Below are 23,648 nucleotides of genomic sequence, written 5' to 3' on the forward strand. Positions count from 1 at the left end.
AAGCCTTTGGTTTTTTGACGTAGTTATTTGTTGTTAGTTTTGTCTGTTTTTATTTGTTGTAACTTGTATAGATAGGTGTTGAGCAACAGCAATGAGCGCTCAATTTCTGATTGCTCCTGTTGTTTTTCTGCGTATTCGATTCTACCTAGTAAAGGAAACAGTGAGTTACTGTACTTGTATGCCGCTTCTGCATCTTTGTTTGAGTTCTGATTCGCGATATTGGCGAAAACAGTTCTAGCATGTGAAAATCGCTTGTGAATAGTTGTGAACTCCTGCTCGAAATTCTTTCGTTGTGCCTCGAAGTTCTCACGCAGCTGTGAAATAGAAGATGAGTCAGGATACAGCCTTGTCAGTTTCAAAGTCAGGTCATCGATGACTTCGATATTGCTGACTTTGACGGGGTCAAAATACCAATTAGTCATAAGAGAACTAAGGCGATCTACAGTAGATTCTCTTAGCGCCGCGGTGTGAGTCTTGTTTTCATGACTAAGAGAGTCAACGATTGAAGACAGCTCCGTTAAAGACGCATGGCTAATCTGCTGTGTCAGGGAAGAATACTCATATTGTTTGTGGATGAAATGTGCAAAAAATGCAAAAAGAATCAACCCAATAAGCGCATAGGTGGCGACATTGCTTTTTGGCTCTGGTGCTTTTTCTTTTTCCACAGGCTTAACTGGAGGAGCGATCTCTACTTTAATTCCGGGTACGGACTGTTCAGTGTTTGTTGGCTTTGGCTTGTGAGTTGCTTCTAGCGCTTTGCGTGTTTCTTTGAACTCTTCAATCCACTGGCTCAATATGCGACGTATACGACCAAATGAAGGTGCTTTGATGCCATAGTGCAGGCGTAATTCCTCTTCAATACGTAGGCATAATTGGTGCGCTGCTTCTATAAGTGGTAGTTCCTCAGGGCGAGGAGTGTACTTTTTGATACGTTTTTCAACATATTCGACCATCCACTCAACAGCACTCATTCGCGCATTTGGCTTAGAGTGCTCTGGATAAGCAGAGTACCAGTAGACGATACACAGGTCGAGAAGTGAATTAAGGCCTTCGACGAGCCCTTTTAACCCTTCATTGTGAGTCGATGCGACAGTGTAGTAGCAACTGCAGCGAAAGTCCTTGCTGTGGGTTGTGAGAATTTTTTTTGATAACGTCTGAACACTTTTCCATGACACTCGACCTGTCACTTTATTCAAGTTATTTACTTGACGTTTGATCTCATCAAAATCATCCAAGCCGTTGGGATTTAAGCCGCTCGGATTATTTTCATCGATCGGCCTTCTGGCGAACTCGCTGAAAAACATATTTTTAGTACCAACTGTTCAATAACCGTTCACACTGTGCTGTGTGATACATAATATTATTATTAAGACTGATTAATCTTTTTTTGGGGATTTTATAGTCAAAAGAAAGAAATTGAACAATAACTAGTAACAAAAAACGCATAAATTAACTTAATGAGACATTGCTTCCAAGTTTTGTTGTATTGTTGAGTTTTTTGACAGTAATCAAAGCGTCACTGGTCGCATATTTTGATGATTTTTTATACGTATAATAGCGTTTAAATCATTACTTTATTTTATGGTATGGTGTATTTTTGGAACCAAAGTAACGGCTTTTATATTTATGTGTTGCTAAATTAGAAACTCTTTAAATTATCATTCTATTTTCAGAATTTTATTCATATTATGACATAACCTCCCTCTCTGATTTCATGATGGTGTGATTAATAATTAGCCTGTTTAGGCTATTTAACGTTCTTTGACTCAATCCGACTATATGCCACTTATAATAGTTAAATTGCTTTTATTTATAGTCGAAATGCCTTATTTGATGGGGGTAATTTTTACCTTATTGAAAAAGAGAAGATTATTGATATCTTTCGCCTCAACTTTTAATCGTCGGTTTTTTCCTAGAGGGACGAAATGCTAAAACCAAGTCAATTCGGGCTAATTTCAGCTTTATGCCTATTCTCAACCTTTGCCTTGGCAAAAGGTGAACGATACGGTGCATCGGTAAACATGCTAACCATCGATAGCGTCAAATATGATCAAGGTTCGAGTGGAGAGCAAGATACGCTACGCTATGGCATAGTGCATACACGTCCAATTGATTTGAATAACAATCGCTGGCGATGGTGGCTTGGCCTAAACTATTTGACTGAAGATGTTATAGCTCCAGCAAATGGCGTTTATCAAGAAGCAACCAACTTCGAGTTACGCGTTGTGCCTCAATACGCACTCGACTCATGGTCTGTCTTTACTCCATATCTTGGTGCTGGTCTGTCGCTTGGCTACTCACAGTACTCAAACCGTTGGAAAGTAGATGACGAGGGCTTCAGATATGGTTCGCAACTAGAAGATATCGAACAGTTTGAGGTGGGAGCAGTTGCGACAATTGGAACGGTAATCAAGCTAGGTAGTAACCCTGACGCACATATTCAAATCATTCCCCAAGCTTCCTATATCATTCCTGTAGTTAACGAAGGAATCGGCGGCATTGAACTTTCTGTCTCACTGCTATTTTAAAGGTTAGCAATGCGCTTAAATCAGCTTGTTCTATTCATTTCTAAATGCCCAGAAGAGTACACTGGCGCCAAGCACATTGAAATGCCTGAAAGTGGCGGTTCGATAGGTAGGGCTGCGGGTTGTACTGTATCTCTTGCAGACCATAACCGATTCATATCCAGTACTCACTGCCTGGTGAGTATTTATGGTGATACTCACTACATTAGTGATGTAAGTACTAATGGGACTATGATCAATGGCCATAAAATACTTAAAAATCAGCCAGTGTCTATATGTGATGGCGACGTTATTTCACTCGGACAATATGAGATCGGCGTTTCACTCGAACTTGTAACCACTAGTCAAGATATAGCGGCTGACATTGCGCCTGAAAGGGTGTCGAATGATCCACTTATCAACTTAGGCGAAGCAATGGTCGAGGAAGTAGACCAGAGCGGTGTGCTAGAAGATCTGTTTATGGAAACAAAACAGCAAGAAGTTGACAGCCACGATCCAGTCGCACACCTTAATTTTTCTATGCAGAAAGATGACGATTATCTGATCAAGGACGTGGATGGGCCAGAACAAGCTAAGTCTTTTTCAATTGAAAGCACACGTCAGATGACAGATGACAGCTTTAGTATTCACTCGGAATTTGATTTGCCAAGTTTAATACCTGAGGACTGGTTTGGCGGTGATAGTACGAGTCAATCGAGTGCTAGTGAATCAGAGAGTACGGTTAATCTTTCTACTGGAAAATCACAAAGTCCCAAAAGCGTACCGAAAAGTGCTTATACTATGCAGCCTGAAACGGTTGCACAGCCGAAAGTTAAACAAACGCTCACCTCCACTCAGGCTCCTGAAGCAGTTGGGCAAAAGTGGGAAGAGGTTACACAGCCATTTACACCTTCATCTCATCAAGCTGACCAACCAGAACAGTCGCAAAGTGATCCTAAAGTGGGGTTATTCACTAGTGAACCTGCAGAAAGTAAGAGCCTCGCTCAATTTGACGATATCAGCCAAGCATTTTTCGAAGGTCTTGGTATTAATAATTCAGAATTAATCAGAAACGATACATCGCTTTTCAGGCAGATGGGAACGTGTCTGCGTTTATGTATGGATAACTTACAGAAAGACTTACGTGAAGTTGAAGCTTTAAAAGATGAACCGAGCGCAAATGAGCCTGCTGCTAACTTAGCAGAACTGATGCTCACCTTGGACAGTCAGAACTTGCTTTCACCTAATGAGCTGATTGAGCAAATGCTTGATGAGCTAAACGATCATCAAGTTATGTTTAACCGCGCCTTAAATGGCCTACTGGTAGAGCAATCAAGAACAAACGATCCTGAAGCTTTTGCGAATGAGCGTACCAAAGGATCTTTGTTTAAAACTAAATCTAGGCTTTGGACAGAGTATCTGGATTTTTACGCCAGCAATCGTCGTCAGTTCAACGAAGGTTCATTGAACGGGCTGATTAAGAAAAACTACAACAAAGCTTTAAAGGGAAACCATGCGTAGAATTATCGTATTATTTGGTTTTGCTCTACTACTGTCAGGGTGTGCAATGTGGGACCAGTTTAAAGAGTCTTCCGGTATTACTCCCGAAACATCATCCATTGAACTAGTTATCGAGGCTTCATCTATATTGAATGTTCGCAAAGGCGGGCAGTCATCCCCCGTTATTCTACGCATTCATGAACTCACATCCCCGGTACTTTTCCGCAGCCTAGACTTCTTTGCTCTGTTTGAAAATGATAAAGCGTCGTTAGGTGATGAATACATCAAACGTTACGAATATCAAATTCAGCCGGGGGATAAGATTCACGAGCTGCTAATCTTAGCACCAGAAACAAGAGCAGTCGGTTTTTCGGTGGCGTTCCGCGATATCGACGGATCTTCATGGCGGCAGGTAGAAATCATTGAAGAGAAGAGCGAATACTTTTTGAACCTCAACATCGAAGGCAGTGAGTTAACATCAAACAATACTCGCGGCATTGAACAAGTTTACTTTTAAGGGATAGAACCATGTCTTTATACAATCCAGTTGTTTGGCAAGATGGAATGTTCATGAAGCCGCAGCATTTTCAGCAGCTTGACCGTTCGCAAAGTAAACTGTCTAGTATGCTAAGCTCCGTTTCATCGCCACTTCACTGGGGGATTAAACGACTAGAAATCAATACACAACTATTAGCGCTGGGTAAAATTGGAATAACGTGTGCAGAGGGTATTCTGCAAGATCGTACTCCTTTTGATCTGCCCTTGCTTGCTGAGCTACCTGAAGTAAAAGAAGTAGATCCATCCATAGCAGATAAAGTTGTTTATTTGTGTTGTCCACTGCCCTCGGAGAGAGCTGAGCTTTTTGGTAAACAAAAGGATGATGCTCGTTACACTATTGAGTCTCAGGAAGCAGTTGACTCTTGTTATGACTCTGACGACATCTCAAGTATTGCAATAGGAAAACTTAATTTTTGTTTGATGTACGACCATGAAGATAAAAGTGCCTATACCTCTATCCCTATTTTAAAAATTTCGGAAGTTAAGCCAGATGGAAGCGTGATTTTAGATGATAGCTTTATTCCAACCTGCATCGACATACATGCCTCTACGGTATTAAGTAAGTTTTCGACTGAGTTTGCTTCTATGCTGAAACACAGAGCTGAGTCGATAGTAGAAAGGCTTGGGGTGGTCGATCAACAAGGCGTTTCATCCGTGTCAGATTTTATGCTCTTGCAGGCACTTAATCGGTATGAACCGCTTTTTTGGCATTTTGAAAGTAGTGAGGGAATTCACCCGGAATCTCTGTATCGTACATTGCTTCAAGCAGAAGGTGAGCTTTCTACGTTGTGTTCCGCGTCACGCAGGCCGATAGAATTTACCAAATACAATCATGGTGACTTGACTAGTTGTCTTTCGCGCACATTAGAAAGCGCAAAAACAACCTTAAGTGTCATGTCAGAACAGCGTGCTATTCCACTTACGCTCAAAGATCAAAACTATGGTATTAGGACGGCGGCTCTCCCAGATAGCAAGATTATTGAAACGACAACATTCATTCTTGCGGTGAAAGCGGATGTCACGCTAGATGTGTTGCATACCCAGTTCGTTAGCCAGACCAAGATTGGCTCAATCGATAACATCCGAGATCTCATAAATCTTCAGCTACCAGGCATTCGAATTAAACCTATGCCTGTAGTGCCAAGGTCTCTGCCTTACCACGCAGGTTACACCTATTTTGAACTTGATAAGAGTGGAGAGGAGTGGGCTGCATTGAAAAACACCGCAGCAATTGCAGTTCATGTCGCTGGTGATTTTGCTAACTTATCGTTGCAACTATGGGCCGTTCGTCTATGAGTTATGCTGAAACCGATGTAACGGTAGTTCTGTTCCAGCCAGAGCCCGGTAAGCCGTTGGAGGTGATGCCACCTCCAGATTTATCGCGCAATATAGCTGTGCAAAACTTAACGATTGAGACGATGGGAATCAACCCCCTAGTCGATCAGTTCTCTTGGCTAATTGCTACCTTGTCTTGTATGTCATCTATCCCATGGTTAGATGATCCTATGCCTTTTCGCGAAGAAGTCGCGCGTGAGATCCGCAAGGGTGAGCGTAAACTCAACGAGATGGAGCTTGACCGAGCTTCAGTATTGGTTATTCGCTACTGTTTATGCGCGGCTATTGATGAGTCGGTATGTCGACAGGAATGGGGGGCGAATAGCCATTGGAGTCAGAATAGTCTTTTGTCTGAGTTTCACAATGAGACATCAGGAGGCGACAAGTTCTTCGTCATTCTTGAAAGATTGAAAGCAGACCCGCGGAAGTATCGCCATGTCATAGAGTTCCTTTACCTTCTACTGCAACTTGGCTTCCAAGGCAAATATGGCCGAGAAGAGCGCGGAAATGAGAAACTGACAGAGATAGGCAATACTATCTATCGCCTCGTGCGTGATGACCGCTTAGCGGAACAGGAAAAAGTCACACTGGTTAACCTAAAAGCCAAGTATTTGAAAAAACCGCTTAAGAAGGTGATTTCTCCTAAGCTAATTTTGGGTTTTAGTGCGTTTACCTTCGCCGTTATGTACGCAGCAACCTACATTGTTATCGACATGAAATTCCAGAAATTATTAGAAGTGTATCAGCAGAGTATGTAACTCAAAGTGAGATCTTCTGTCAGATTTTTAAGTTAGCGTGATTTTTTAGGTAAGTTCCGTGGAAATCACTAAGTATTTAGAGAGATTGCAATATGCGATCTCTTTTATTATTCACTCATTACATATTCATATGGATTGGTTATGGGCGTAACAGTTTGTGCAAATGGACTCAGTGTGGTTCATAAAGGATCAGGTGGTGAAGCGAATGCCACGCTTCCCGATGTATGTCTAACAACAGTCGGTAACTCGGTAGTGCCTATACCGTATGGTAATAATGCTAAGTCTGCCGATTTAGCCGATGGCACTACAACAGTATCGATGGATGGCGGCAACAGCATAGCAATCAAAGGTAGTAAGTTCAGTGCCAGTACGGGTGATGCTGGCGGCGATAAAAAAGGCGTATCTTCAGGAACAATAGAAGCAGAAGCCGAATTTATCTCCGCTTCGCCGACCGTAAAGTTTGAAGGTAAGGGCGTGTGTCGTCTTTCCGATCAAATGACTATGAACAAAGCCAACACCATGTGTTTAGGTGGCGCCCAGAACCCATCAGTGACTGTGACGGAAGAAGCGGAAGGGACTTATACGGTTGATATTGAATGTCGTTATCCAGATGGTGTGCTTCTTAAGAACGCAGACTTTGACATTACCGACGTCTCCGGCGGTGTGCTTTCTTCCGGTCATATTGATGATTCTGGTAAAAGTATTGCGTCAGGCTTAAAACCTGGTCAAATCAAAATTCTTGCCAAAGAAAGTACGGATGATTTTATCACGACACCTGTTCGCATCACTAACCCTCACTATCTGCCAGATTACAATGACTATGACTTTTTTGATAGGTCTGCTCAGGGGCAGCAAACTTTCTGGCACCCAAACCGCATCGCCCCTCCAGTAGAAGGTTGGGGGACCATGGGCTCCAGTCTCACTGCTGACCGATATTTCGCTGATATTGTGAAAGAGGAAACGAAAGCTCATTTTGAATTTAGGCACCCTGAGTTTCAGTTCAGCGTATTGGCAGAGTCTCTAATCGCGGGGATTGATAGCCTCTCTGATGCCAGCTTTGACAGTGTACTGGTGAATGGCTTACCAATAGTGATGGAAGAAGGGGAAATACTGTCCGTCTTATTTCGTTTACCCAAGCATGAAACAGCAGACCGTATGCTGGCTTACATGCGCGCTCGAGGTAAAGGTAATCCTCAGACTTTCATCAATAATTATCCTTGGGACAAAGCTAAGAAAAGCCTCAATTCAGAGATTGAAGGGTTGTTAAGCAAGATAAAAGGGCGTATTGAGTCTCTAAGATCTGAAGCTAGTCGGTTGAATTACGTTTACTTGTCTTCTGACATCTATAAAAAGCATGTAAGTACCATTGATACTTATGCTAAAAAACTGCCCGATAATCTCAGTCAAGCTTTCAAGCGTATGGAGAAGAAAGCGAACCAACTCATGAGTGATGTATCGGGTGTCTCGGTCATTCAAGCGCCTAATCATGTTTACTCTGCGGAAGCAGGGACTATTGAAGTTGTGGTTAATGCGATACAGAAAATAGATTTAGAGGAGCAGAAATGGGTCAAAGTCCGTGCAATATACTCCGATCGTTGGCAGACACCTATATATGCTCAAAACCTCAAAATAACTGCTAACTCAGTGGTGCATGAAGAGAACGCATCACTCAATGCTCTACCCTTGAATAGCACAGAATCTGAAACCATAGACTTGGCTGTCGAAACAAATCAAGTTGAGGGTGGTGTAGCGGTATTTGACACATTAAAACCTAACACAGATATGGTAACCGTAGAGTTCGTTGGCGAACCAGGTATTGAGGAGCAAATCGTCAATATCCAAGACAGCGTTGAGGCCACACTTGATGGTACATACAACGCACTTATTGAGGACATGAAAGGGTTCCAACAACAATGGGATGAAGAGGGTTACTGGACTTTAGGCGATGGTGTGATTGACGGTGCTCAAGCTTGGGGTGCTGGTATTGTTGATATGTTGTCTCCTAGTTTTTGGGGAGACGCTGCGGACACTATCTCAGATTTATCTTCTTCTGCTGTAGATAAATTGGCGATTTATTCAGTCGATAAGTTCAACTCGATCACCAAGGCAATGCTTAACGAGAAGGGGCAACTGAAAAATCCAACTTGGGTATTGGAAACATTAGGAAGAGAGTTTGATTCATTCCAAGACAGTGTTTTTGAATCTGTCGATGAAGCAATTGAAGATGTAAGTAAGCTGTACGTGGAAAGTCAAGATGTTGTGCGAAAGCTAGAGTGTATTGCTAAGCATCGGCAGACGATTCTAGAATTGCCACAGAAAATCTCTAATGGTGATATCGATGCGGTTGAAACCTTTGTTGACACAGTGTTGATGGAGCTTGACCCTGATTGGGCACAGGAAATAAAGGGCCACGAACAGTTCCCTAACGCAATGGCAATCATAGAAGACCACGATACGATTCTGACTTATGTGACTTATCTGTCTTTAATGCTTGAGGCTATTCCACCTAACTTCTATTTCTACTACGGCGGTAAAGCGGGTACATATTTGATCCTTGAACTGATTCTCACCGTTGTGCTGGCTATTTGTACGTTAGGCACAGGAGCAGCGGCTCGTATTGCGACGCTAGTAGCACGTTTTGCGGGAGGTGCTAAGAAGGTCAAGGGAATAAGAAATGCGGCTAAAGCTTTGGATTCATTTATTAAGGCAGTGGAAAGCTTGATTGATGTTCTGTCTGATTATCAGGAGCTAGCGGAAAAACTAGTCAAACGCCCACTTGGGAAATTTAAAGGCAAGGCTGTTACAACCATGACTGCGAAAAAGAAAGCGGTCAAACGAGACGCAAGCTGTAGGCTCTGTCATTCCAACCAACATAAAACGCCTCGTTATAAACGCGGTGAGTTAGATTATATTTAGGGTTTTAAAGATGGGATATAGAAAAAATATTCTGAATCGCATAAAAAATGATTTGTCGCATCCAATAAATCACGGGTTTAAGATGCAAGTTCACCACCTAGTCTCAAAAAATGGTGTGACTAAATCTGGAAAGAAAAGCATTCTAGAAGCATATGGTTATGATATAAATTTAGCGGGTAATTTGGTTGCATTGCCATCAACATTAGATGGTGCATGCCATTTGAAAGTGCAGCTTCACAGAGGTAATCATACTACTCCTATAGAGGATAACGACAGTGATAAGGTGCACCCAATGTCTTATCACACTTATGTGAAAAAAATGCTAAAGCCAGCTGTCAGAGAAATAAAAACAAAATGTAAAACTAATGATATACAAAAAGTACAAGCGTATTTAAATCTGCATAGTCAAGTTATATTAGATGATATATCTGACTTTAGATTACCATTGACGAGGGTTTTTAAAGCTTTTAAATCAGGTGCGGTTGGGTGTTTGGATGAAAAAGAAGTTGGTAGTTTAGCGAAGAAAATCAAACTGAATATCCCGTGTACTTGCGATCGCGTTCATTCAGAGTACAATTCATTTCCGTCAACAGGCTATACACTTAAGAGAGGTAGGTAATGAAAAATTATAATGATGAATACTATATTATTGAACAGGACTACTCCTTCGAAGATAATGCAGCATATCCATCCGAGTCTTCATCAAACTTTGACTACGATTATGATGAGTTAGTACTAGGAACTAAGCCTTTAAAGTTTCACGCAGAAATCAGTGATGTAGGAGATTTTAAATCTTCTTATATTTTTCTTTACGATGGTCCTTCATTTCTTGTGAATACAGAGCTTAAAGAAAAAATAGACTTTGGCCTATATGGATCTCAATTCTTTCCTGCAATTATTGTCGGAGAAGACCAAGGAGTAAGAGATGATTTTTGGGTTCTTAATACCTATGACATGCTTGATGCTTTAGATGAAAATAAATCTGATGTTAAAACTATTCCCGAGAGTGTTGATGGTCTATCAATGAGTGGTTCGGTATTAAAGTATTCACTTGATTTTGAATTGCTTTCATCAATTCCAGAAGAAGAAAGACTAATATTTAAAATGTCGAATACAAGCACTGAACCTGTTTTTGTTCATGAGAAAATTGTAAGCATATTTAGGAAGCTATCAGTTCAAGGTGTGAAGTTTTATAAAGTCAGTGAATATGAATTCGGTGATGAGTTTCAATAAACTAATTTGTTTTTTCCATAAAGAAATCGGTTGATGAATCCAAGTTTATTAAATTAAACCGCAAGCTGTTTGCTATTTGTACAATGTTTTACTACCGTAAAATTAAGTACCCTGAGCATGCTTTAGGTACTTATTAAATCTATGTTCTATACGTAGTGTAGAAACTCTCATCGAATTAATAGTGAGTATATCTATGTTGAATTTAATGGATAATTTCATTGAACTTGATATGAGATATTTTAACATCTGAATATGTGTCTCGCATAATGAAATACGATCTTTTCAAAGTGTCTGATTGGGAAAAGGATCCCAGTCTGTAGATTCTTAATCTATATCGTGATAGTAGAGGAAGAAATCTTATCATTTTACTCGAACGAGTTTTGATGAAAACTCGTTCACTTTGAGAATCGGGGTTTTATTGGTACAATGATAGTAGTTTGAAAAACGATTTCCGATGTATGCAGTAATCGGTATTGTACAGTCGTTGCTCCAGCAAGGTTTGAAATGGTTAGGTGTTCGTGTTGATTTCTCTAAGCAAGAGCATGTGCATCTTGAAGAGCGTTTAATATTTAAACTAGAAGAAGACTATGGCTTGGTGTTTATACACGAAAGCGTAATTGAACTGCTCAAAAAATCCGTCAAGGATGTATGGGTAAGAGATGTATAAAAGGCGCCGAAAGGCGCTTTTTCTTTATCAGATTTAATAGTTTTAGAAGACAAAAAGCGTATCTTCAGGAACGATAGAAGCAGAAGCCGAATTTATCTCCGCTTCACCGACCGTTAAATTTGAAGGTAAGGGCGTGTGTCGCCTTTCCGAACAAATGACTATGAACAAAGTCAACACCATGTGTTTAGGTGGCGCCCTGTAGTGGCATAGTGAATTTGGCCACTACACTGAATTAGGCAACAAAGCCGGATAGATTTATCTAAGTTAGAAGATGTGCATATAACAAGAGCACTTGATATTACTCCCCCCCAACAGAATCACTTGCACTTTGGTGTCAGGATCGATATAAATTCGCCTTTGCTTTTTCCATCGTAAGTTCGAGTAGTTGGGGTTAACGTACATGACACACTTTTGGCAACAAAAATCACTAGAAGAGATGACTGAACAAGAGTGGGAGTCTCTGTGTGACGGCTGCGGTAAGTGTTGCCTGCACAAATTGATGGATGAGGATACCGATGAGGTTTACTACACCAACGTTGCGTGTAGTTGGCTAAACAGCAAAACATGCGCGTGTAAAGACTACCCAAACCGTTTCACTTCTGGTGAAGAGTGCACCAAGTTAACCCGTGAAGACATCGACGATTTTACTTGGCTTCCGCATACGTGCGCATACCGCCTGCTGGCTGAAAAGCAACCTCTACCAGAATGGCACCCGTTGATTACGGGCTCAAAGTCCGCCATGCATGCCGCCGGTGAGAGTGTTCGCAACAAGGTGGTGTACGAAATCGATGTGGTGGATTGGGAGGACCACATTTTGAATCACCCTCACCGTGCGTAATCTCGACTGCAGCCGCTTTTTGCGGCTGTTTTTCTATTTACCTTGAGTTAACAATCAAACTGCAAACTTGCCTGAGTTGTGGTGTACACTAAAGGGCAATAACTTTTGAAACAAAGACTTGCTGGAGTCTTAAGAGGTAAATATGAATCAGCTCAGCCGCTTTACCTTCTCATCTTTTTACGTTGTTGCTTTATTCTTTGTCGCGTTGCTCATGAGTGTGACGACGCACGCCAACGAGGAGCTTAGTCCACCTTCTCCTTCTAAAGATGCGTTGGCTCTGCAGACACTCAATAGTGAGTTGAAAGATCTCACTGATTCGCTAAATAGTGCCAGCGGGGATGAAAAAGACGCATTGCAGCTTAAGCTATTTCAAAAGAATGAAGAGTTACGCGCGCAGCTCAACAATGCGATTCGTAATCAAAGCATGGATAAAGCGACGCTGATTGCTCATGTCGAAATGCAACAGACATACACCAGTAACGCCACTGTTTACCTAGAAAGTAAGATCAAAGCGCTCAACCTCAAAATTGATGAAGCGAAGAATGAAGACCGTTTGTCGCTGCTTACGGACTACCAAGAACTGCAGCACTACTTTGATGAAGTGATCACCTCGAGATGGCAAAATATTCAATGGCTACAGCAGCTTGGCTTAGATGAAACCATTGCGGAGCAACAACTGCGCGATGTCGTGGAAAAACGCCTCAGAGTTATTTCGGCGTCTGTCGAGTATTTTAGTCAACAAATAAACTCCGTCGGCAAGCAGTTATCGGTCAGCCCTGAGTCAGAGAAAGCATCTCTGCAGCTTAACCAATTGGTCATTAAACAGCGTATGGGCATTGCGGTAGAGAGCTTGTCAACGCTGATCAATCTTGCCGATAATCTCAATATCGACAGCGCAGAATACAAACGTCTCCAGTTCGAAGTGACAGGGAGTATCACCCAAGATTTACTTAATGGGCAGGTGATATTGTCTATCCTCACCACATGGTCAGACGGATTGTGGGATTGGATTGCCAACAACGCCCCGCAGCATTTATTTCAGTTGTTCGTCTTTGCTTTGATTCTGTTGGCAACCAGTTTGGTCGCCAAACTGGTGCGCAAAATTATCTCTAGAGCGGTAGTGACAAAGAACCTCAATTTGTCCCAACTGATGCAAGATTTCTTTATCGGCATGTCAGGCAGGTTTGTGTGGGTGCTCGGAATTTTGGTTGCGCTGTCGCAAATTGGGCTAAATCTCGCGCCTGTATTGACCGGTTTCGGTATTGCGGGTGTGATCATCGGTTTTGCTTTGCAAGATACCCTATCTAACTTTGCGGCAGGGATGATGCTGCTGATTTACCGGCCATTTGATGTCGGTGACTTTGTGTTTGCGGGCGGTGTTGATGGCAAAGTGAGTCATATGAGCTTGGTGAACACCACGATCAAAACGTTTGACAATCAAATTATCATTATCCCCAACAGCAAAATTTGGGGCGACGTGATAAAAAATGTGACTCATGAACGTGTTAGACGCGTCGATATGGTGTTTGGCATTGGCTATTCCGATGATGTGCTTAAAGCCGAGCAAGTCCTAACCGATATTGTTGTCTCGCACCCGAGTGTCCTTCGTACTCCCGAGCCGATGATCAAAGTTCACACTCTCAATACGTCTTCTGTCGACTTTATTGTTCGTCCTTGGGTCAAAACGGACGACTATTGGGATGTATATTGGGATGTGACTAAAGAAGTGAAATTGCGCTTTGACCAAGAAGGAATTTCCATTCCGTTCCCACAGCAAGATGTGCATTTACATATGGTGAAAGAGCAATAAACAAAAAGAGCGCCACTTAGGCGCTCTTTGTCATCCAATTTCTTCGAAGAAAGCAATGACGGGTTCATCTTTCAAGATGCGATCAAGCTGACCTAGTAAGTTTTGCAAATAGGGTTGCTGACTATGAAAGTCGAAAGCTTCTTGGTTGGCAAATTGCTCTTGAAAAACAAAACGGCCCGCTACGTTTGCATCTTTAAACAGGCGGTAAGACACACAGCCTGGCTCATTGCGAGTGGGTTCGATTAACGCTGTTAATAGCGTCTGTAGCTCTTGTTCGGCGCCATCTTTGGCGTCAAAAGTCGCGGTTAAATGGATCATAGTCATACGCTTTAAAGATAACGTCCTTGGCGCTGCAAAAACTCGATTTTGTAGCCGTCTGGGTCGGTGATGAAAAAGAAGGTCGCAAGGTGCGCACCATTGTGATCGAGTACTTTGACATCCGATGCATCAATTTCTAGATCTTTAATGCGTTTGTGTGCTTGCTCAATGTCTTCGACACTTACCGCCAAATGCCCATATCCAGAGCCATGACTGTAAGGATCTTCTTGGCTGTGGTTGTGTGTCAGTTCCAGCTCAAAGCCGGTTTCCGCATTTGCCAAGTAGGTTAAGCTAAAGCCATCAAACATAAACTGGTCTTTGACTTCAAGCTCTAAGGCTTGGCGATAAAAAGCGATTGAGCGGGCAAGGTCACTGACCCTGACCATGGAGTGAATGAGTTTTGTCATAACTGCCTCTTACTTCTGATTTGGGTAGGATACGGGCATCGAAAACAGATTAGGTAGTACTAGAGTACGACACGGCCATTTTTACGCGAACTCATGCAGTTTTTGTTTTACTTCTTCCATCACATTGTTTGGTTGACGCAGGTAAATGAGGCACGCGCAGCGAAGCAGCGAAGTGAAGTTGCTAATCTCACCATTGTGCTGCAAGGCTTCGTTGTGAATAGAGCTAATGAAACGAGGGAGTGACATGCCTTGTTTTGCAGCGATCTCTTCGAGAATTTGCCAAAAGCTGGCCTCGAGTTTGATGCTGGTGGCGTGGCCATCGATACGAATAGAGCGAGCGACCGTTTGGTAGTTTTCTTGAGGTTGTTGGGAGAATATTTCACACATGTTCGAAGGCCTTAACTATTGCTCGGTCTATTCTTATCTCTCCCTCGCTGAGAGTCAATCACTGGCGCCGCAAACAAAAAAACGCCCCTTGTGGGGCGTTGGATTAAGCCAAGTGAAATCTATTCAGGCTATTTCACTTGAGATTTAATAAACTCACCAAGTTCTGAGTGGTGCATGATTTTTGAAACTGGCACCACTTTCTCAGCAGGTCCCCAAGCAAATACATTGACCGGAGTATGAGTATGAGTCCCGGTTCCCCAGACGATGTTTTGCCCAGTGGCTTGTTCGCGCGCCAACAAGTTACCGCGGTCGTTGTATGGAAAGAAAGCGTCAAAATCATTGATCGCTGGGACTTCTTCCACTGACAAGTAGCTATGCCCGGCTAGGCGGTATGGGTTCGGTTTGCTTTTCAGAACATTCGCCGCCTGTTCCGCAGTGATAGGGAAAGCACTGTTTTGGTTAACAATCTCAGCAAGCTTTTCAGGGGTCTGTTGTGACTTGTCGAGCTTTTCAAACTGGCTAATCATCGAGTAGTAGCTGAGTTTTTGATTGTATAACCCATCGAGGATATCGAATGCACCGAAATTAAAGTTTGGTGCGTAGTCACGTTTCTCGAAGGCCTGACCAGAACGCTTTTGTGCTTTAGGCAGATCTTTTGACGAGTAGCTGAAACCAAAAGAGCCGGTTTCGTGGTCAGCGGTGACAATGACAATGGTATCGTCTCGGTCTTTGGCCCAGTCATACACCGATTGGACCGCTTCATCAAACTTGATCATCTCATGCAGCATGGTACCCGCATCATTGCTGTGACCAGCCCAGTCGATTTGACCGCCCTCAACCATCAAGAAAAAGCCATCGTTGTCCTTAGAAAGCACTTGTAGTGCTTTGTCGGTCATCTCTTTCAAGCTTGGCTGGGTGCGTTTCGGACTATTTTTCTCGTTCCTGTATGCGATGCCGTCATTCATGCCAGAGTAAGCAAAAAGACCAAGCAGTTTATCGCCTTGGGCTTGGCTAAGCATGTCGCGGTTAAAGGCCAAGTTATAGCCTTTTTGCTCAGCTTCGTTGAGTAAGTTTCGCTCATCCTTACGCTTTGACTTAAGGTACACATCACCTTGCGTCAGAGTTTCAAGTTGCTTATAGGTCTCGCCTTTGTCATTGGTAGATTTTGGAATCCAGTGACGCAAACCGCCAGATAGCATCACGTCTACACCGGTTGCGAGCATATCTGAGGCAATATCGTTCTCTAGCGATCGGTGAGGTTGGTGAGCCGCAAAAGCGGCCGGAGTCGCGTGAGTCAGTCGGGTGTCTGAAACCAGACCTGTCGCTTTTCCTGCGCGTTTCGCCTTCTCTAACACGGTTTCAACGTGATTGCCTTGGGAATCAATGCCAATCACTTCCGAGCCTGTGTAGATACCGGTGGCGAGCATGGTGGCAGAACAGGCGGAATCGACCACAATGGCATCTTCTGGGTGGGTCAGAGATGAACCGATTACCCCTTGCTCTGCAAGTTGGTAAAGCGCGGTTTGCTTACCTTGATAGATTGAGTTTGGCGCTTGATTGGCGTAGGTTTCGAGTAGGCCAACTTGCTGTGGTCCCATACCATCACCAATCATCAAAATAACATTTTTGATTTCTGCTGACACAGCGCTAAGAGAGAGCGTAGAAGTTGCCACGGCGGCAATAATGGGTTTTATGTAGTGCTTCATTAAATTATCCTTGTTTACAAAAGCAACGCGATTAAAACATTGATTTATTTCAACAATGTTTCTGTTAGGTTGCAAAAATATAACAAAGATCTGCCGCCCACTTTTTTAGTCGCTAATAAAGAAAAAGCTCACCTATCAAGGTGAGCTTTGGATTGGGCATGGAAGCGCAGAGTCTAGGTCAGGAAACGGAAGTCGCCAATACCGTTTGATTGAACTCCCCCCGCGCTTGCTGTGCTTGCTCAGATGCTTCCTGCTTAAGTTGCTGCGCTTGTGCCACTTTTTCTAAGGCGTGTTGCAATGCCTGCTGCAGTTCATCTGGAATATGATGGTCGCCACTAGCGTGTTCCAAAGCAAAAGCGCGCATACGTTTTTTCACCTCATGCACTTTGGCCAGCGCTGCACGCTCTTCTTCGGCCGCGGCTTGGGCGGCATCACGGCTTCGTTCAAATCGCGCCAACGCCATACCTTCCGTCGACCAAGGATCGATATCAGGCAACGCCTCGATATTGATGGTCGGCTCAACATAGGTGTGCTGATGACGAAGGTCGAGAGTCGTGGCCCGTACCGCTGAGATCATGAGCATGATGGAAATCACTAGCAGTGGCAATCCCCCAACGATCGCTGCGGTTTGCAAGGTGCTCAAACCGCCCAAAAACATCAGTACCGTCGGCATAAATGAGAGCGTAAACGCCCAAAACATTCGGTTCCAACGCATCGGCTCTTCGGAGACATTGTTCTGGACAACGGAAGCAAGAATGTAAGAGATAGAGTCAAAGGTTGTCGCGGTGAATATCACGCATAGTACGGTAAATACGGCGATGACTAGCGTTCCCATCGGCAGAGCATTGAGCATCGAGAAAATCGCTTTGGTCGCTCCCTCAGCGTTGAGAATGGCGACCACATCCAACTCTCCTGATAGTTGTAGAGATAGCCCATAGTTACCCAAAATCATAAAAAATAACAAGCAGCCCAAAGAGCCAAAAAAAATTGACCCGGACACCATTTGTTTTATTGTTCGGCCACGTGAAATCCGAGCGACAAATAGTCCCATACTCGGCGCGAACACGAGCCACCAAGCCCAGTAGAAAATGGTCCAATCTTGTGGGAAATGGGTGTTTTCAAATGTGCCATAGCCACCAAACGGCTCGGCCCAAGTTGCCATAACAAAAAAGTTCGACAGCATTCGGCCAATTGAGTCGAGGCCCGTTTCGAGCATAAAGATAGTAGGACCGGCAATCAGCACGAAGGCGAGTAGTCCCATTGCGCCCCAAAAATTGATGTTGCTCAGTACCTTGATGCCTTTTTCCATCCCTGCATAGGAGGAATAAGCAAAAATGGCGGTACAAACCAGTAGGACACCAATTTGGCTTAACGTCGTTTGTGGGATACCAAATAGGAAGTGGAGTCCTTCCCCAATCAATGGCGCTGCAAGACCAAGCGTGGTAGCCGCCCCGCCCAACAAGCCGAAAATAAATAGTACATCAACCAATTTTCCTACCGGACCCTTAGTGCGAGCCTCGCCAAGTACTGGCATTAGCGCACTGGACACCTTAAGTACAGGTTGCTTACGAACATAGAAAAAATAGGCAATAGGAAGAGCAGGGATGAGATAAATAGCCCAAGCGATTGGTCCCCAATGGAAAATCCCGTAGGTGGCCGCCCAGCGTACGGCTTCCTCACTACCGGGTTCTAGTTGGAAAGGGGGCGCTTGGTAGTAGTAGGCCCACTCTATACAGCCCCAATAAAGAATACTGGCACCAATACCACCACAAAACAGCATCGCCGCCCAAGATGCGGTGGCAAACTCTGGCTCCTCGTCCGCCTCACCAAGCTTGATTTGCCCCATGTCACTAAAGACAACATAAATCATAAAAAAGAAAGCGCCTAAGCCCAAAGCAAGGTATAGGAAACCAAGCTTATCCGTCATGAACGTTTTGGCGACAGCAATCCAATCAGCGCCTTGTTGTGGAAAGGCGATGAGTGGAATCACTATGGAAAACAGCAGCGCTAAAGCGCCAAAGAAAGTGGGTTTGTCGATAAGAGAAAATGAGTTGCGCACAACATCCGATCCATAATTATGTAGAGTGCTGATTATGGATTGGAGTGTTTGCTCACGACAAATAGGGTAATTTGTCGTGAGGGAAAAAGAAGTCAATCACACCCAGATTAGATTAAGGCCAGCAAGATACCGCCAACCGTTGCCGCAGCGGAAAGATATTGCCCCGCAGAATAGGAACCGTCTTCCTCTTCTTTAATTTTATCTGGATGGTCCATTCCGAGGGCACCATGGGCAAACGATTCAACTTTATCGCCAACGGATTTCTCGGGGAGTTTACTCTCTTTATCAATCTCTTGCAGTGCGGCCAAAAGCGCTTTTCCCTCATCTGAGAGGGTCACTTTGTTTTGCTCCACTTTTAGCGGGGCCGGATTGGAGACGGCATCTGCTGCCGCTGCTTGAGGCTTTACCTGCTGGGTAGGGGACAGCTTAGCTGGCTCCATTCCTACTGGTGTCATAATGATCTCCTTACATCATCCTCAGACAATATATCGACTGCTTGACGAGAAACTTGTGCAAAATATGCAAAATTTGTATAAAAACTCAGCAAGCATAAATCGTGCCTGTTTATGGTTCCTCACCGATATTCCCGTTGGTGAAGCCAGAGGTGCTGCCCACAGCACCTCATCAAAGATACCTCAGCAAGAATAGTGCCTATTGGCAAGTAAGCGAATCGTTGCGTTTGCCCAAGTGTTGATAGGCGGCTAAACGGTTTTCTGCTTGCACATAACGGACTGGCGGTGCTAACACTTTAAGCCAATAGTCGTCTCCTTGAGGGGGAAGGTTGCTGTCCATCGCGATAGGGGTAACGACGATAACCTTGAGATTAGGATTACGCTTGGCTATCGATGATTTGATCCCAAGCCCTTGCTCTGTGTGAAATTTGCCCGCTATGTGGACAACTTGCGCTGCAGGGTGTTGTTGTAGATAGCGTACGATACTGTCGGCCATCGTTTCATCCCATGAAACTTGCGCGGCGAACTGTCTCTCGGTTTGCTCGGGTTTACCGTGGTGCATGGAAGCCATAAATTTTTCTTTGTACGGGGAGTCTGAAATATCGATATCGCTAGCTAACAATGAACGCTCTTCGTCACTCAATGAGTTGAGATAACCCACACCCTGGCGACCAATACAGCGTACTATCGCTTTAGGCGCGTTGGACGCGATGATCTCTAGGCCTTGAGCCTTGGCGAACTCGACCAGTGGGCGGTAATCGCTTTCATAGTTAGGCCACGCGTTGCCCTCCTTTATCAATACTTGTTCACCGATGCTGCCTGCAAGGTAATCATCCACTACGGTTTGCTTGTCACGAGAAAACTGCTCCATAGAGAGGGCGACGGTTTTATTGTTCCGTGTAAGCTCTCTCAACAGGTCAGTTTGAAAACGATGGATACCTGTGTGGGTATGCCACTCTCCGATTAAAATGACATCGGCATTGGCTAGGTTTGCCGGAAGTTGGTTGACTTGTATCTGCTCAGAATTAGGCGTAAGCAATGTGTAGTCATAATAGGTGGGGGGAAGCGGGTCTTGAGTGGTTGAGCAGGCGCTGAGGAATAGGGTAATCAGTGATGTTGAGATTAGAGTACGCATAAAAAGCCTCCAGAAGATAGTGGGTGCATACTACTGGAGGCTTAGTGATGTTTCAATAATAATGAGAATTGTTATTATTGAGTTTGCTTGCGATAGATACGTAGCATAAAGTCGGCCTCACACTCGTACAGTGTAGCGGACTGCAACTCATCTCTTAGTCCATCGGATGCTTTCCAAGCAAATGGTGTCATCTGAAGAAGGTCGTAGCCGTCCCCTTGTGCAAGAGGCATCACGTAGTTCAGCTTTAGCTCTTTTTCTAACGTGAACCTCGACATGGCTTCGGCGGCCTCACTGTGTAGCCTCACGTCCGAATATATCGCTTCACGCAATTGGTATAGGTGGCGTGCCCCTGGCGTCACGGTAATCACGACGCCCTGTGGTTTGACCACTCGAGCCAGTTCTTCGGCTTTGCACGGTGCATAAATTCGTACCACCGAATCTAGGCTGTGATCGGCAAAAGGCAGGCGATGGCTAGAAGCGACACTGAACGCACAGTTGTTGTAGCGCTTGGCTGCATAGCGAATGGCGACTTTTGAAATATCAAGCCCGTAAACTTGGGCACTGGGCGAAATAGCCTGTAACTGTTTGGCGATTTCTGTTGTGTAGTACCCTTCACCACAGCCAATATCTAACAATTGGGGGCTATCGCCTTGCGTGTATTCGGCGCTAAGCTTCGCCACTTCGTGTTTCATTGGTTGATAATAGGCTTTTTCCAAAAAACGTCGGCGTGCCTGCATCATCTCTTTGTTATCACCAGGATCTTTTGACCGTTTATGTTGCACGGGCATGAGGTTGACATACCCTTCTTTAGCGAGGTCAAAACTGTGATTGTTTTCGCAGCGAAAGTTTGACTGTGAAAATGAAAGCGGTTGATGGCAAAGAGGGCATTGATAGTTCATGACGTTCTCAATACAGAAAAGAGGAGCGATTTTAGCAAAAACACCGGTATCAAGCGAAGTAAAAAGAGCCGAATTTCTCCGGCTCTGTAACCTGATTTAGTGGAAGAAAGCCACTTGCTGTTTTAAGTGTTGAGCTTGTTGTTGTAACTCTGTAGCGCTTAGCGATGTTTGCTCGCTTGTGTCACGGCTCTTTTGATTCAACTCATTGATTGAGTTCGCGTTGGCGGCAATTTCTTGTGAAACGTGAGCCTGCTCTTCTGATGTGGCTGCAATGGCGTCCGATTGAGAGGCAATCGACTGAACTTGGCTTGCGATAGACTCTAGCGCATTGCCTGCTTCTTGCGCTTTATCGAGTACTGCGTTGGCGTTGGTTTGACTGTCGTTCATCATTTGTACGGCATTGCCCGTCGAGGCTTTGAGTTTTTCGATAATACTCACCACATCTTGGACGGATGTTTGTGTTCTATGCGCGAGAGTTCTGACTTCATCGGCGACAACGGCGAAACCTCGACCTTGTTCACCAGCTCGTGCGGCTTCAATCGCGGCATTTAATGCCAATAAGTTTGTTTGTTCAGCGATTTCATCAATCATCTTGGTGACCGCTTGAATGGTTTCACTGTCCGCACTGACTTGTTCTATAGCAGCGGCAGATTGGTCCAATTGGTCATTCAGCTGCGCTACATCAATACATACCCCTTCGACAACTTCTAGCCCTGATTGACAATCGTGGTTCGCTGAACGCACGTTTTCAGCAATCGCTTCGACCTGTTGAGCGACCGACTGTGCGGAAGAGGCCATTTCTTCAATGGCTGTCACGACTTGCTCAACTTGCTCTTGTTGGGTATCGGATTGTATTAAGTTGCGCTTAGCATCATCAACTACGCTGGCTGAGTTGCGTTCTACTTGGTCGCTCGTGTTGCGAATTTGACCAACAAGCCCATTCAACTGGTCTGCCATATTGGCGACACCATTCGTTAAATTGTTAATCTCATTCTTTGTTGATTGGTGTGACGCGGGAATCGCTATGCTCACTTCTCCTTTAGCAAGACGAGACATATAACCATTGAGTACGGTCAGAGGCATGATCATTCGGTTTAACATGACAGTCAGAACAGTAAAGGTACCCAGCGCAATGACCACTGAGATGATAGCAATCAATTTAAGCAATGCGTGGCTACCTTTGGTGACCTCTTCAATAAAGGTGCCGCCCAACAGCTTCCAGTTCCAGCCGGGAACTTCGGTAAAGACGAGGTACTTTTCACCAACTTCCCCCTGATATTCATAGGGATAGCGAATCAACCCACTACTTTGCTGAAAAATCTGTTGGAAAGGTTTGTTGCCCTCGTAATCGAGCGTTTCTTGAATCGGCGCGTCTCGTTCAGAGTGTTTCGGATGGAGTAGGTAGTGGCCTTGATTATCTTGAGTGTTATCGACAATGACGGTGTAGCCTGAATCGCCCCATTTTACCGTTTGCAATGAATCAAACAGTGCTTGCGTTGCTTGCTCTACAGGTAGGCCGATAAAGGTAATGCCTGAAGTCTTGCCTGATGGGTCTTTCAAAGGGGCGTAGTAGGTAATGTAGCGCTGGTCATAGAGTTTGATTTGTGCGTAATAAGGCAACCCACTCATCAATTGTTGATAGCCAGGATGATCGACACCTAAGGTTGTGCCGATCACACGATTGCCTTGCGGATCTTTAAGAGACGTTGCCACGCGAATAAAGTCGTTATCTAAAGGAGCAAAAATGGTCGCAACCGCGCCAGTGTCTCTAGTAAAGGTATCGACCAGTTTAGTATCACCAATCAAGCTTTCACTGTATTGAGTGATGTTTGGGATTTGATGATCTTTGAAGTCTACGGTGTAGTTTTCGACATAAACTCCAGCCAGATAGCCGTTTCTAAATGTCGATTCTAGTACTTCTGCTGTATGAAGGTAGGCGTTGAACTGTCCAGCGATCGTTTTAGCCATCGATTCGACTTTCGATTGATGCTCACGCAAAGTGTTTTCGAGTAACACGCTGGAGGCATTTCGATAGACAAGAACCGCAATGCTCGAAAAGGCGATAAACAGACATAGTGTGATGACCAATTTTAACTGGACGCCGACACTTTGGTTTCTGTACTTTTGCAACATGTAATGTTTTTCCTACTATTGTTCGGTCGGATA

Annotated in this window: 21 protein-coding genes and 1 pseudogene; 12 read left to right on the plus strand and 10 right to left on the minus strand. The window is 44.2% G+C overall.

Going from position 1 to position 23,648, the window contains the following annotated elements:
* Window positions 1-23 precede the first annotated feature (23 nt).
* On the minus strand, window positions 24-1,304 hold the full coding sequence (locus FCU94_RS04855; protein WP_176287406.1) for a type VI secretion system ImpA family N-terminal domain-containing protein: 1,281 nt from the start codon (window positions 1,302-1,304) through the stop codon (window positions 24-26).
* Between the two features lie 621 nt (window positions 1,305-1,925).
* Here FCU94_RS04855 and FCU94_RS04860 point away from each other — a divergent pair.
* The 12 genes and pseudogenes from FCU94_RS04860 to FCU94_RS04915 all read left to right on the plus strand — a co-directional run bounded on the left by FCU94_RS04860 (window position 1,926) and on the right by FCU94_RS04915 (window position 14,119).
* A complete protein-coding gene (locus FCU94_RS04860) occupies window positions 1,926-2,528 on the plus strand; it encodes a hypothetical protein (RefSeq protein ID WP_176287407.1) in 603 nt (200 codons plus the stop codon).
* 9 nt (window positions 2,529-2,537) lie between these two features.
* Window positions 2,538-4,025, plus strand: coding sequence for a type VI secretion system-associated FHA domain protein (locus tag FCU94_RS04865; protein WP_176287408.1), 1,488 nt, complete (start codon window positions 2,538-2,540; stop codon window positions 4,023-4,025).
* Entirely contained in the window at window positions 4,018-4,521 is a 504-nt protein-coding gene (gene tssJ, locus FCU94_RS04870; protein ID WP_176287409.1) for a type VI secretion system lipoprotein TssJ, read from the plus strand. Before FCU94_RS04865 ends, tssJ begins: the two co-directional genes overlap by 8 nt.
* 11 nt (window positions 4,522-4,532) lie before the next feature.
* Window positions 4,533-5,858: a type VI secretion system baseplate subunit TssK gene (gene tssK / locus FCU94_RS04875; protein ID WP_176287410.1), complete on the plus strand. Its 1,326-nt coding sequence runs from the start codon at window positions 4,533-4,535 to the stop codon at window positions 5,856-5,858.
* Window positions 5,855-6,655 carry a type IVB secretion system protein IcmH/DotU gene (gene icmH, locus FCU94_RS04880; protein ID WP_176287411.1) on the plus strand — a complete coding sequence of 267 codons (801 nt, stop codon included), beginning with the start codon at window positions 5,855-5,857 and terminating at the stop codon, window positions 6,653-6,655. Before tssK ends, icmH begins: the two co-directional genes overlap by 4 nt.
* Before the next feature lie 141 nt (window positions 6,656-6,796).
* Window positions 6,797-9,571, plus strand: a complete 2,775-nt coding sequence (locus tag FCU94_RS04885) for a DUF4150 domain-containing protein (protein ID WP_176287412.1) — start codon at window positions 6,797-6,799, stop codon at window positions 9,569-9,571.
* 10 nt (window positions 9,572-9,581) lie between these two features.
* Complete coding sequence (locus tag FCU94_RS04890; RefSeq protein ID WP_176287413.1) at window positions 9,582-10,190, plus strand: AHH domain-containing protein; 609 nt, start codon at window positions 9,582-9,584, stop codon at window positions 10,188-10,190.
* The gene (locus FCU94_RS04895) at window positions 10,190-10,804 is read left to right on the plus strand and encodes an imm11 family protein (protein ID WP_004748670.1); all 615 of its coding nucleotides are present in this window, start codon (window positions 10,190-10,192) and stop codon (window positions 10,802-10,804) included. The genes FCU94_RS04890 and FCU94_RS04895 overlap by 1 nt, the downstream gene beginning before the upstream one ends.
* A 454-nt stretch (window positions 10,805-11,258) precedes the next feature.
* Window positions 11,259-11,471, plus strand: a complete 213-nt coding sequence (locus FCU94_RS04900; protein ID WP_176287414.1) for a hypothetical protein — start codon at window positions 11,259-11,261, stop codon at window positions 11,469-11,471.
* A 52-nt stretch (window positions 11,472-11,523) separates the two neighbouring features.
* Window positions 11,524-11,667 (plus strand): annotated as a pseudogene (locus FCU94_RS04905) (PAAR-like domain-containing protein); the annotation flags it as partial.
* 204 nt (window positions 11,668-11,871) lie between these two features.
* Window positions 11,872-12,309 carry a YcgN family cysteine cluster protein gene (locus FCU94_RS04910; RefSeq protein ID WP_176287415.1) on the plus strand — a complete coding sequence of 146 codons (438 nt, stop codon included), beginning with the start codon at window positions 11,872-11,874 and terminating at the stop codon, window positions 12,307-12,309.
* Between the two features lie 142 nt (window positions 12,310-12,451).
* A complete protein-coding gene (locus tag FCU94_RS04915; protein WP_176287416.1) occupies window positions 12,452-14,119 on the plus strand; it encodes a mechanosensitive ion channel family protein in 1,668 nt (555 codons plus the stop codon).
* Window positions 14,120-14,149: 30 nt separating this feature from the next.
* On the opposite strand, the gene FCU94_RS04920 is transcribed toward FCU94_RS04915, so the two are convergent.
* The 9 genes from FCU94_RS04920 to FCU94_RS04960 form a co-directional block, all read right to left on the minus strand.
* Window positions 14,150-14,437, minus strand: a complete 288-nt coding sequence (locus tag FCU94_RS04920) for a putative quinol monooxygenase (RefSeq protein ID WP_176287417.1) — start codon at window positions 14,435-14,437, stop codon at window positions 14,150-14,152.
* An 11-nt stretch (window positions 14,438-14,448) separates the two neighbouring features.
* Window positions 14,449-14,844, minus strand: a complete 396-nt coding sequence (locus FCU94_RS04925; protein ID WP_176287418.1) for a VOC family protein — start codon at window positions 14,842-14,844, stop codon at window positions 14,449-14,451.
* Window positions 14,845-14,925: 81 nt separating this feature from the next.
* Window positions 14,926-15,231: a ribbon-helix-helix domain-containing protein gene (locus FCU94_RS04930; protein WP_176287419.1), complete on the minus strand. Its 306-nt coding sequence runs from the start codon at window positions 15,229-15,231 to the stop codon at window positions 14,926-14,928.
* A gap of 128 nt (window positions 15,232-15,359) precedes the next feature.
* Entirely contained in the window at window positions 15,360-16,937 is a 1,578-nt protein-coding gene (locus tag FCU94_RS04935; RefSeq protein WP_176287420.1) for an alkaline phosphatase, read from the minus strand.
* Between the two features lie 178 nt (window positions 16,938-17,115).
* On the minus strand, window positions 17,116-18,996 hold the full coding sequence (locus FCU94_RS04940; protein WP_176287421.1) for a BCCT family transporter: 1,881 nt from the start codon (window positions 18,994-18,996) through the stop codon (window positions 17,116-17,118).
* A 107-nt stretch (window positions 18,997-19,103) separates the two neighbouring features.
* On the minus strand, window positions 19,104-19,451 hold the full coding sequence (locus FCU94_RS04945) for a hypothetical protein (protein ID WP_176287422.1): 348 nt from the start codon (window positions 19,449-19,451) through the stop codon (window positions 19,104-19,106).
* 196 nt (window positions 19,452-19,647) lie between these two features.
* Window positions 19,648-20,583 carry a ChaN family lipoprotein gene (locus FCU94_RS04950; protein ID WP_176287423.1) on the minus strand — a complete coding sequence of 312 codons (936 nt, stop codon included), beginning with the start codon at window positions 20,581-20,583 and terminating at the stop codon, window positions 19,648-19,650.
* 74 nt (window positions 20,584-20,657) lie between these two features.
* Window positions 20,658-21,482, minus strand: a complete 825-nt coding sequence (gene rlmA, locus FCU94_RS04955; protein ID WP_176287424.1) for a 23S rRNA (guanine(745)-N(1))-methyltransferase — start codon at window positions 21,480-21,482, stop codon at window positions 20,658-20,660.
* Between the two features lie 96 nt (window positions 21,483-21,578).
* Window positions 21,579-23,615, minus strand: a complete 2,037-nt coding sequence (locus tag FCU94_RS04960; RefSeq protein WP_176287425.1) for a methyl-accepting chemotaxis protein — start codon at window positions 23,613-23,615, stop codon at window positions 21,579-21,581.
* Window positions 23,616-23,648 lie beyond the last annotated feature (33 nt).

This window comes from Vibrio sp. JPW-9-11-11, assembly GCF_013369335.1.
GTDB lineage: Bacteria > Pseudomonadota > Gammaproteobacteria > Enterobacterales > Vibrionaceae > Vibrio.

Coding starts and splice junctions, on each gene's coding strand:
- FCU94_RS04855 (WP_176287406.1), bottom strand. CDS start 1,304: ATGTTTTTCAGCGAGTTCGCCAGAAGGCCGATCGATGAAAATAATCCG.
- FCU94_RS04860 (WP_176287407.1), top strand. CDS start 1,926: ATGCTAAAACCAAGTCAATTCGGGCTAATTTCAGCTTTATGCCTATTC.
- FCU94_RS04865 (WP_176287408.1), top strand. CDS start 2,538: ATGCGCTTAAATCAGCTTGTTCTATTCATTTCTAAATGCCCAGAAGAG.
- tssJ (WP_176287409.1), top strand. CDS start 4,018: ATGCGTAGAATTATCGTATTATTTGGTTTTGCTCTACTACTGTCAGGG.
- tssK (WP_176287410.1), top strand. CDS start 4,533: ATGTCTTTATACAATCCAGTTGTTTGGCAAGATGGAATGTTCATGAAG.
- icmH (WP_176287411.1), top strand. CDS start 5,855: ATGAGTTATGCTGAAACCGATGTAACGGTAGTTCTGTTCCAGCCAGAG.
- FCU94_RS04885 (WP_176287412.1), top strand. CDS start 6,797: ATGGGCGTAACAGTTTGTGCAAATGGACTCAGTGTGGTTCATAAAGGA.
- FCU94_RS04890 (WP_176287413.1), top strand. CDS start 9,582: ATGGGATATAGAAAAAATATTCTGAATCGCATAAAAAATGATTTGTCG.
- FCU94_RS04895 (WP_004748670.1), top strand. CDS start 10,190: ATGAAAAATTATAATGATGAATACTATATTATTGAACAGGACTACTCC.
- FCU94_RS04900 (WP_176287414.1), top strand. CDS start 11,259: ATGTATGCAGTAATCGGTATTGTACAGTCGTTGCTCCAGCAAGGTTTG.
- FCU94_RS04910 (WP_176287415.1), top strand. CDS start 11,872: ATGACACACTTTTGGCAACAAAAATCACTAGAAGAGATGACTGAACAA.
- FCU94_RS04915 (WP_176287416.1), top strand. CDS start 12,452: ATGAATCAGCTCAGCCGCTTTACCTTCTCATCTTTTTACGTTGTTGCT.
- FCU94_RS04920 (WP_176287417.1), bottom strand. CDS start 14,437: ATGATCCATTTAACCGCGACTTTTGACGCCAAAGATGGCGCCGAACAA.
- FCU94_RS04925 (WP_176287418.1), bottom strand. CDS start 14,844: ATGACAAAACTCATTCACTCCATGGTCAGGGTCAGTGACCTTGCCCGC.
- FCU94_RS04930 (WP_176287419.1), bottom strand. CDS start 15,231: ATGTGTGAAATATTCTCCCAACAACCTCAAGAAAACTACCAAACGGTC.
- FCU94_RS04935 (WP_176287420.1), bottom strand. CDS start 16,937: ATGAAGCACTACATAAAACCCATTATTGCCGCCGTGGCAACTTCTACG.
- FCU94_RS04945 (WP_176287422.1), bottom strand. CDS start 19,451: ATGACACCAGTAGGAATGGAGCCAGCTAAGCTGTCCCCTACCCAGCAG.
- FCU94_RS04950 (WP_176287423.1), bottom strand. CDS start 20,583: ATGCGTACTCTAATCTCAACATCACTGATTACCCTATTCCTCAGCGCC.
- rlmA (WP_176287424.1), bottom strand. CDS start 21,482: ATGAACTATCAATGCCCTCTTTGCCATCAACCGCTTTCATTTTCACAG.
- FCU94_RS04960 (WP_176287425.1), bottom strand. CDS start 23,615: ATGTTGCAAAAGTACAGAAACCAAAGTGTCGGCGTCCAGTTAAAATTG.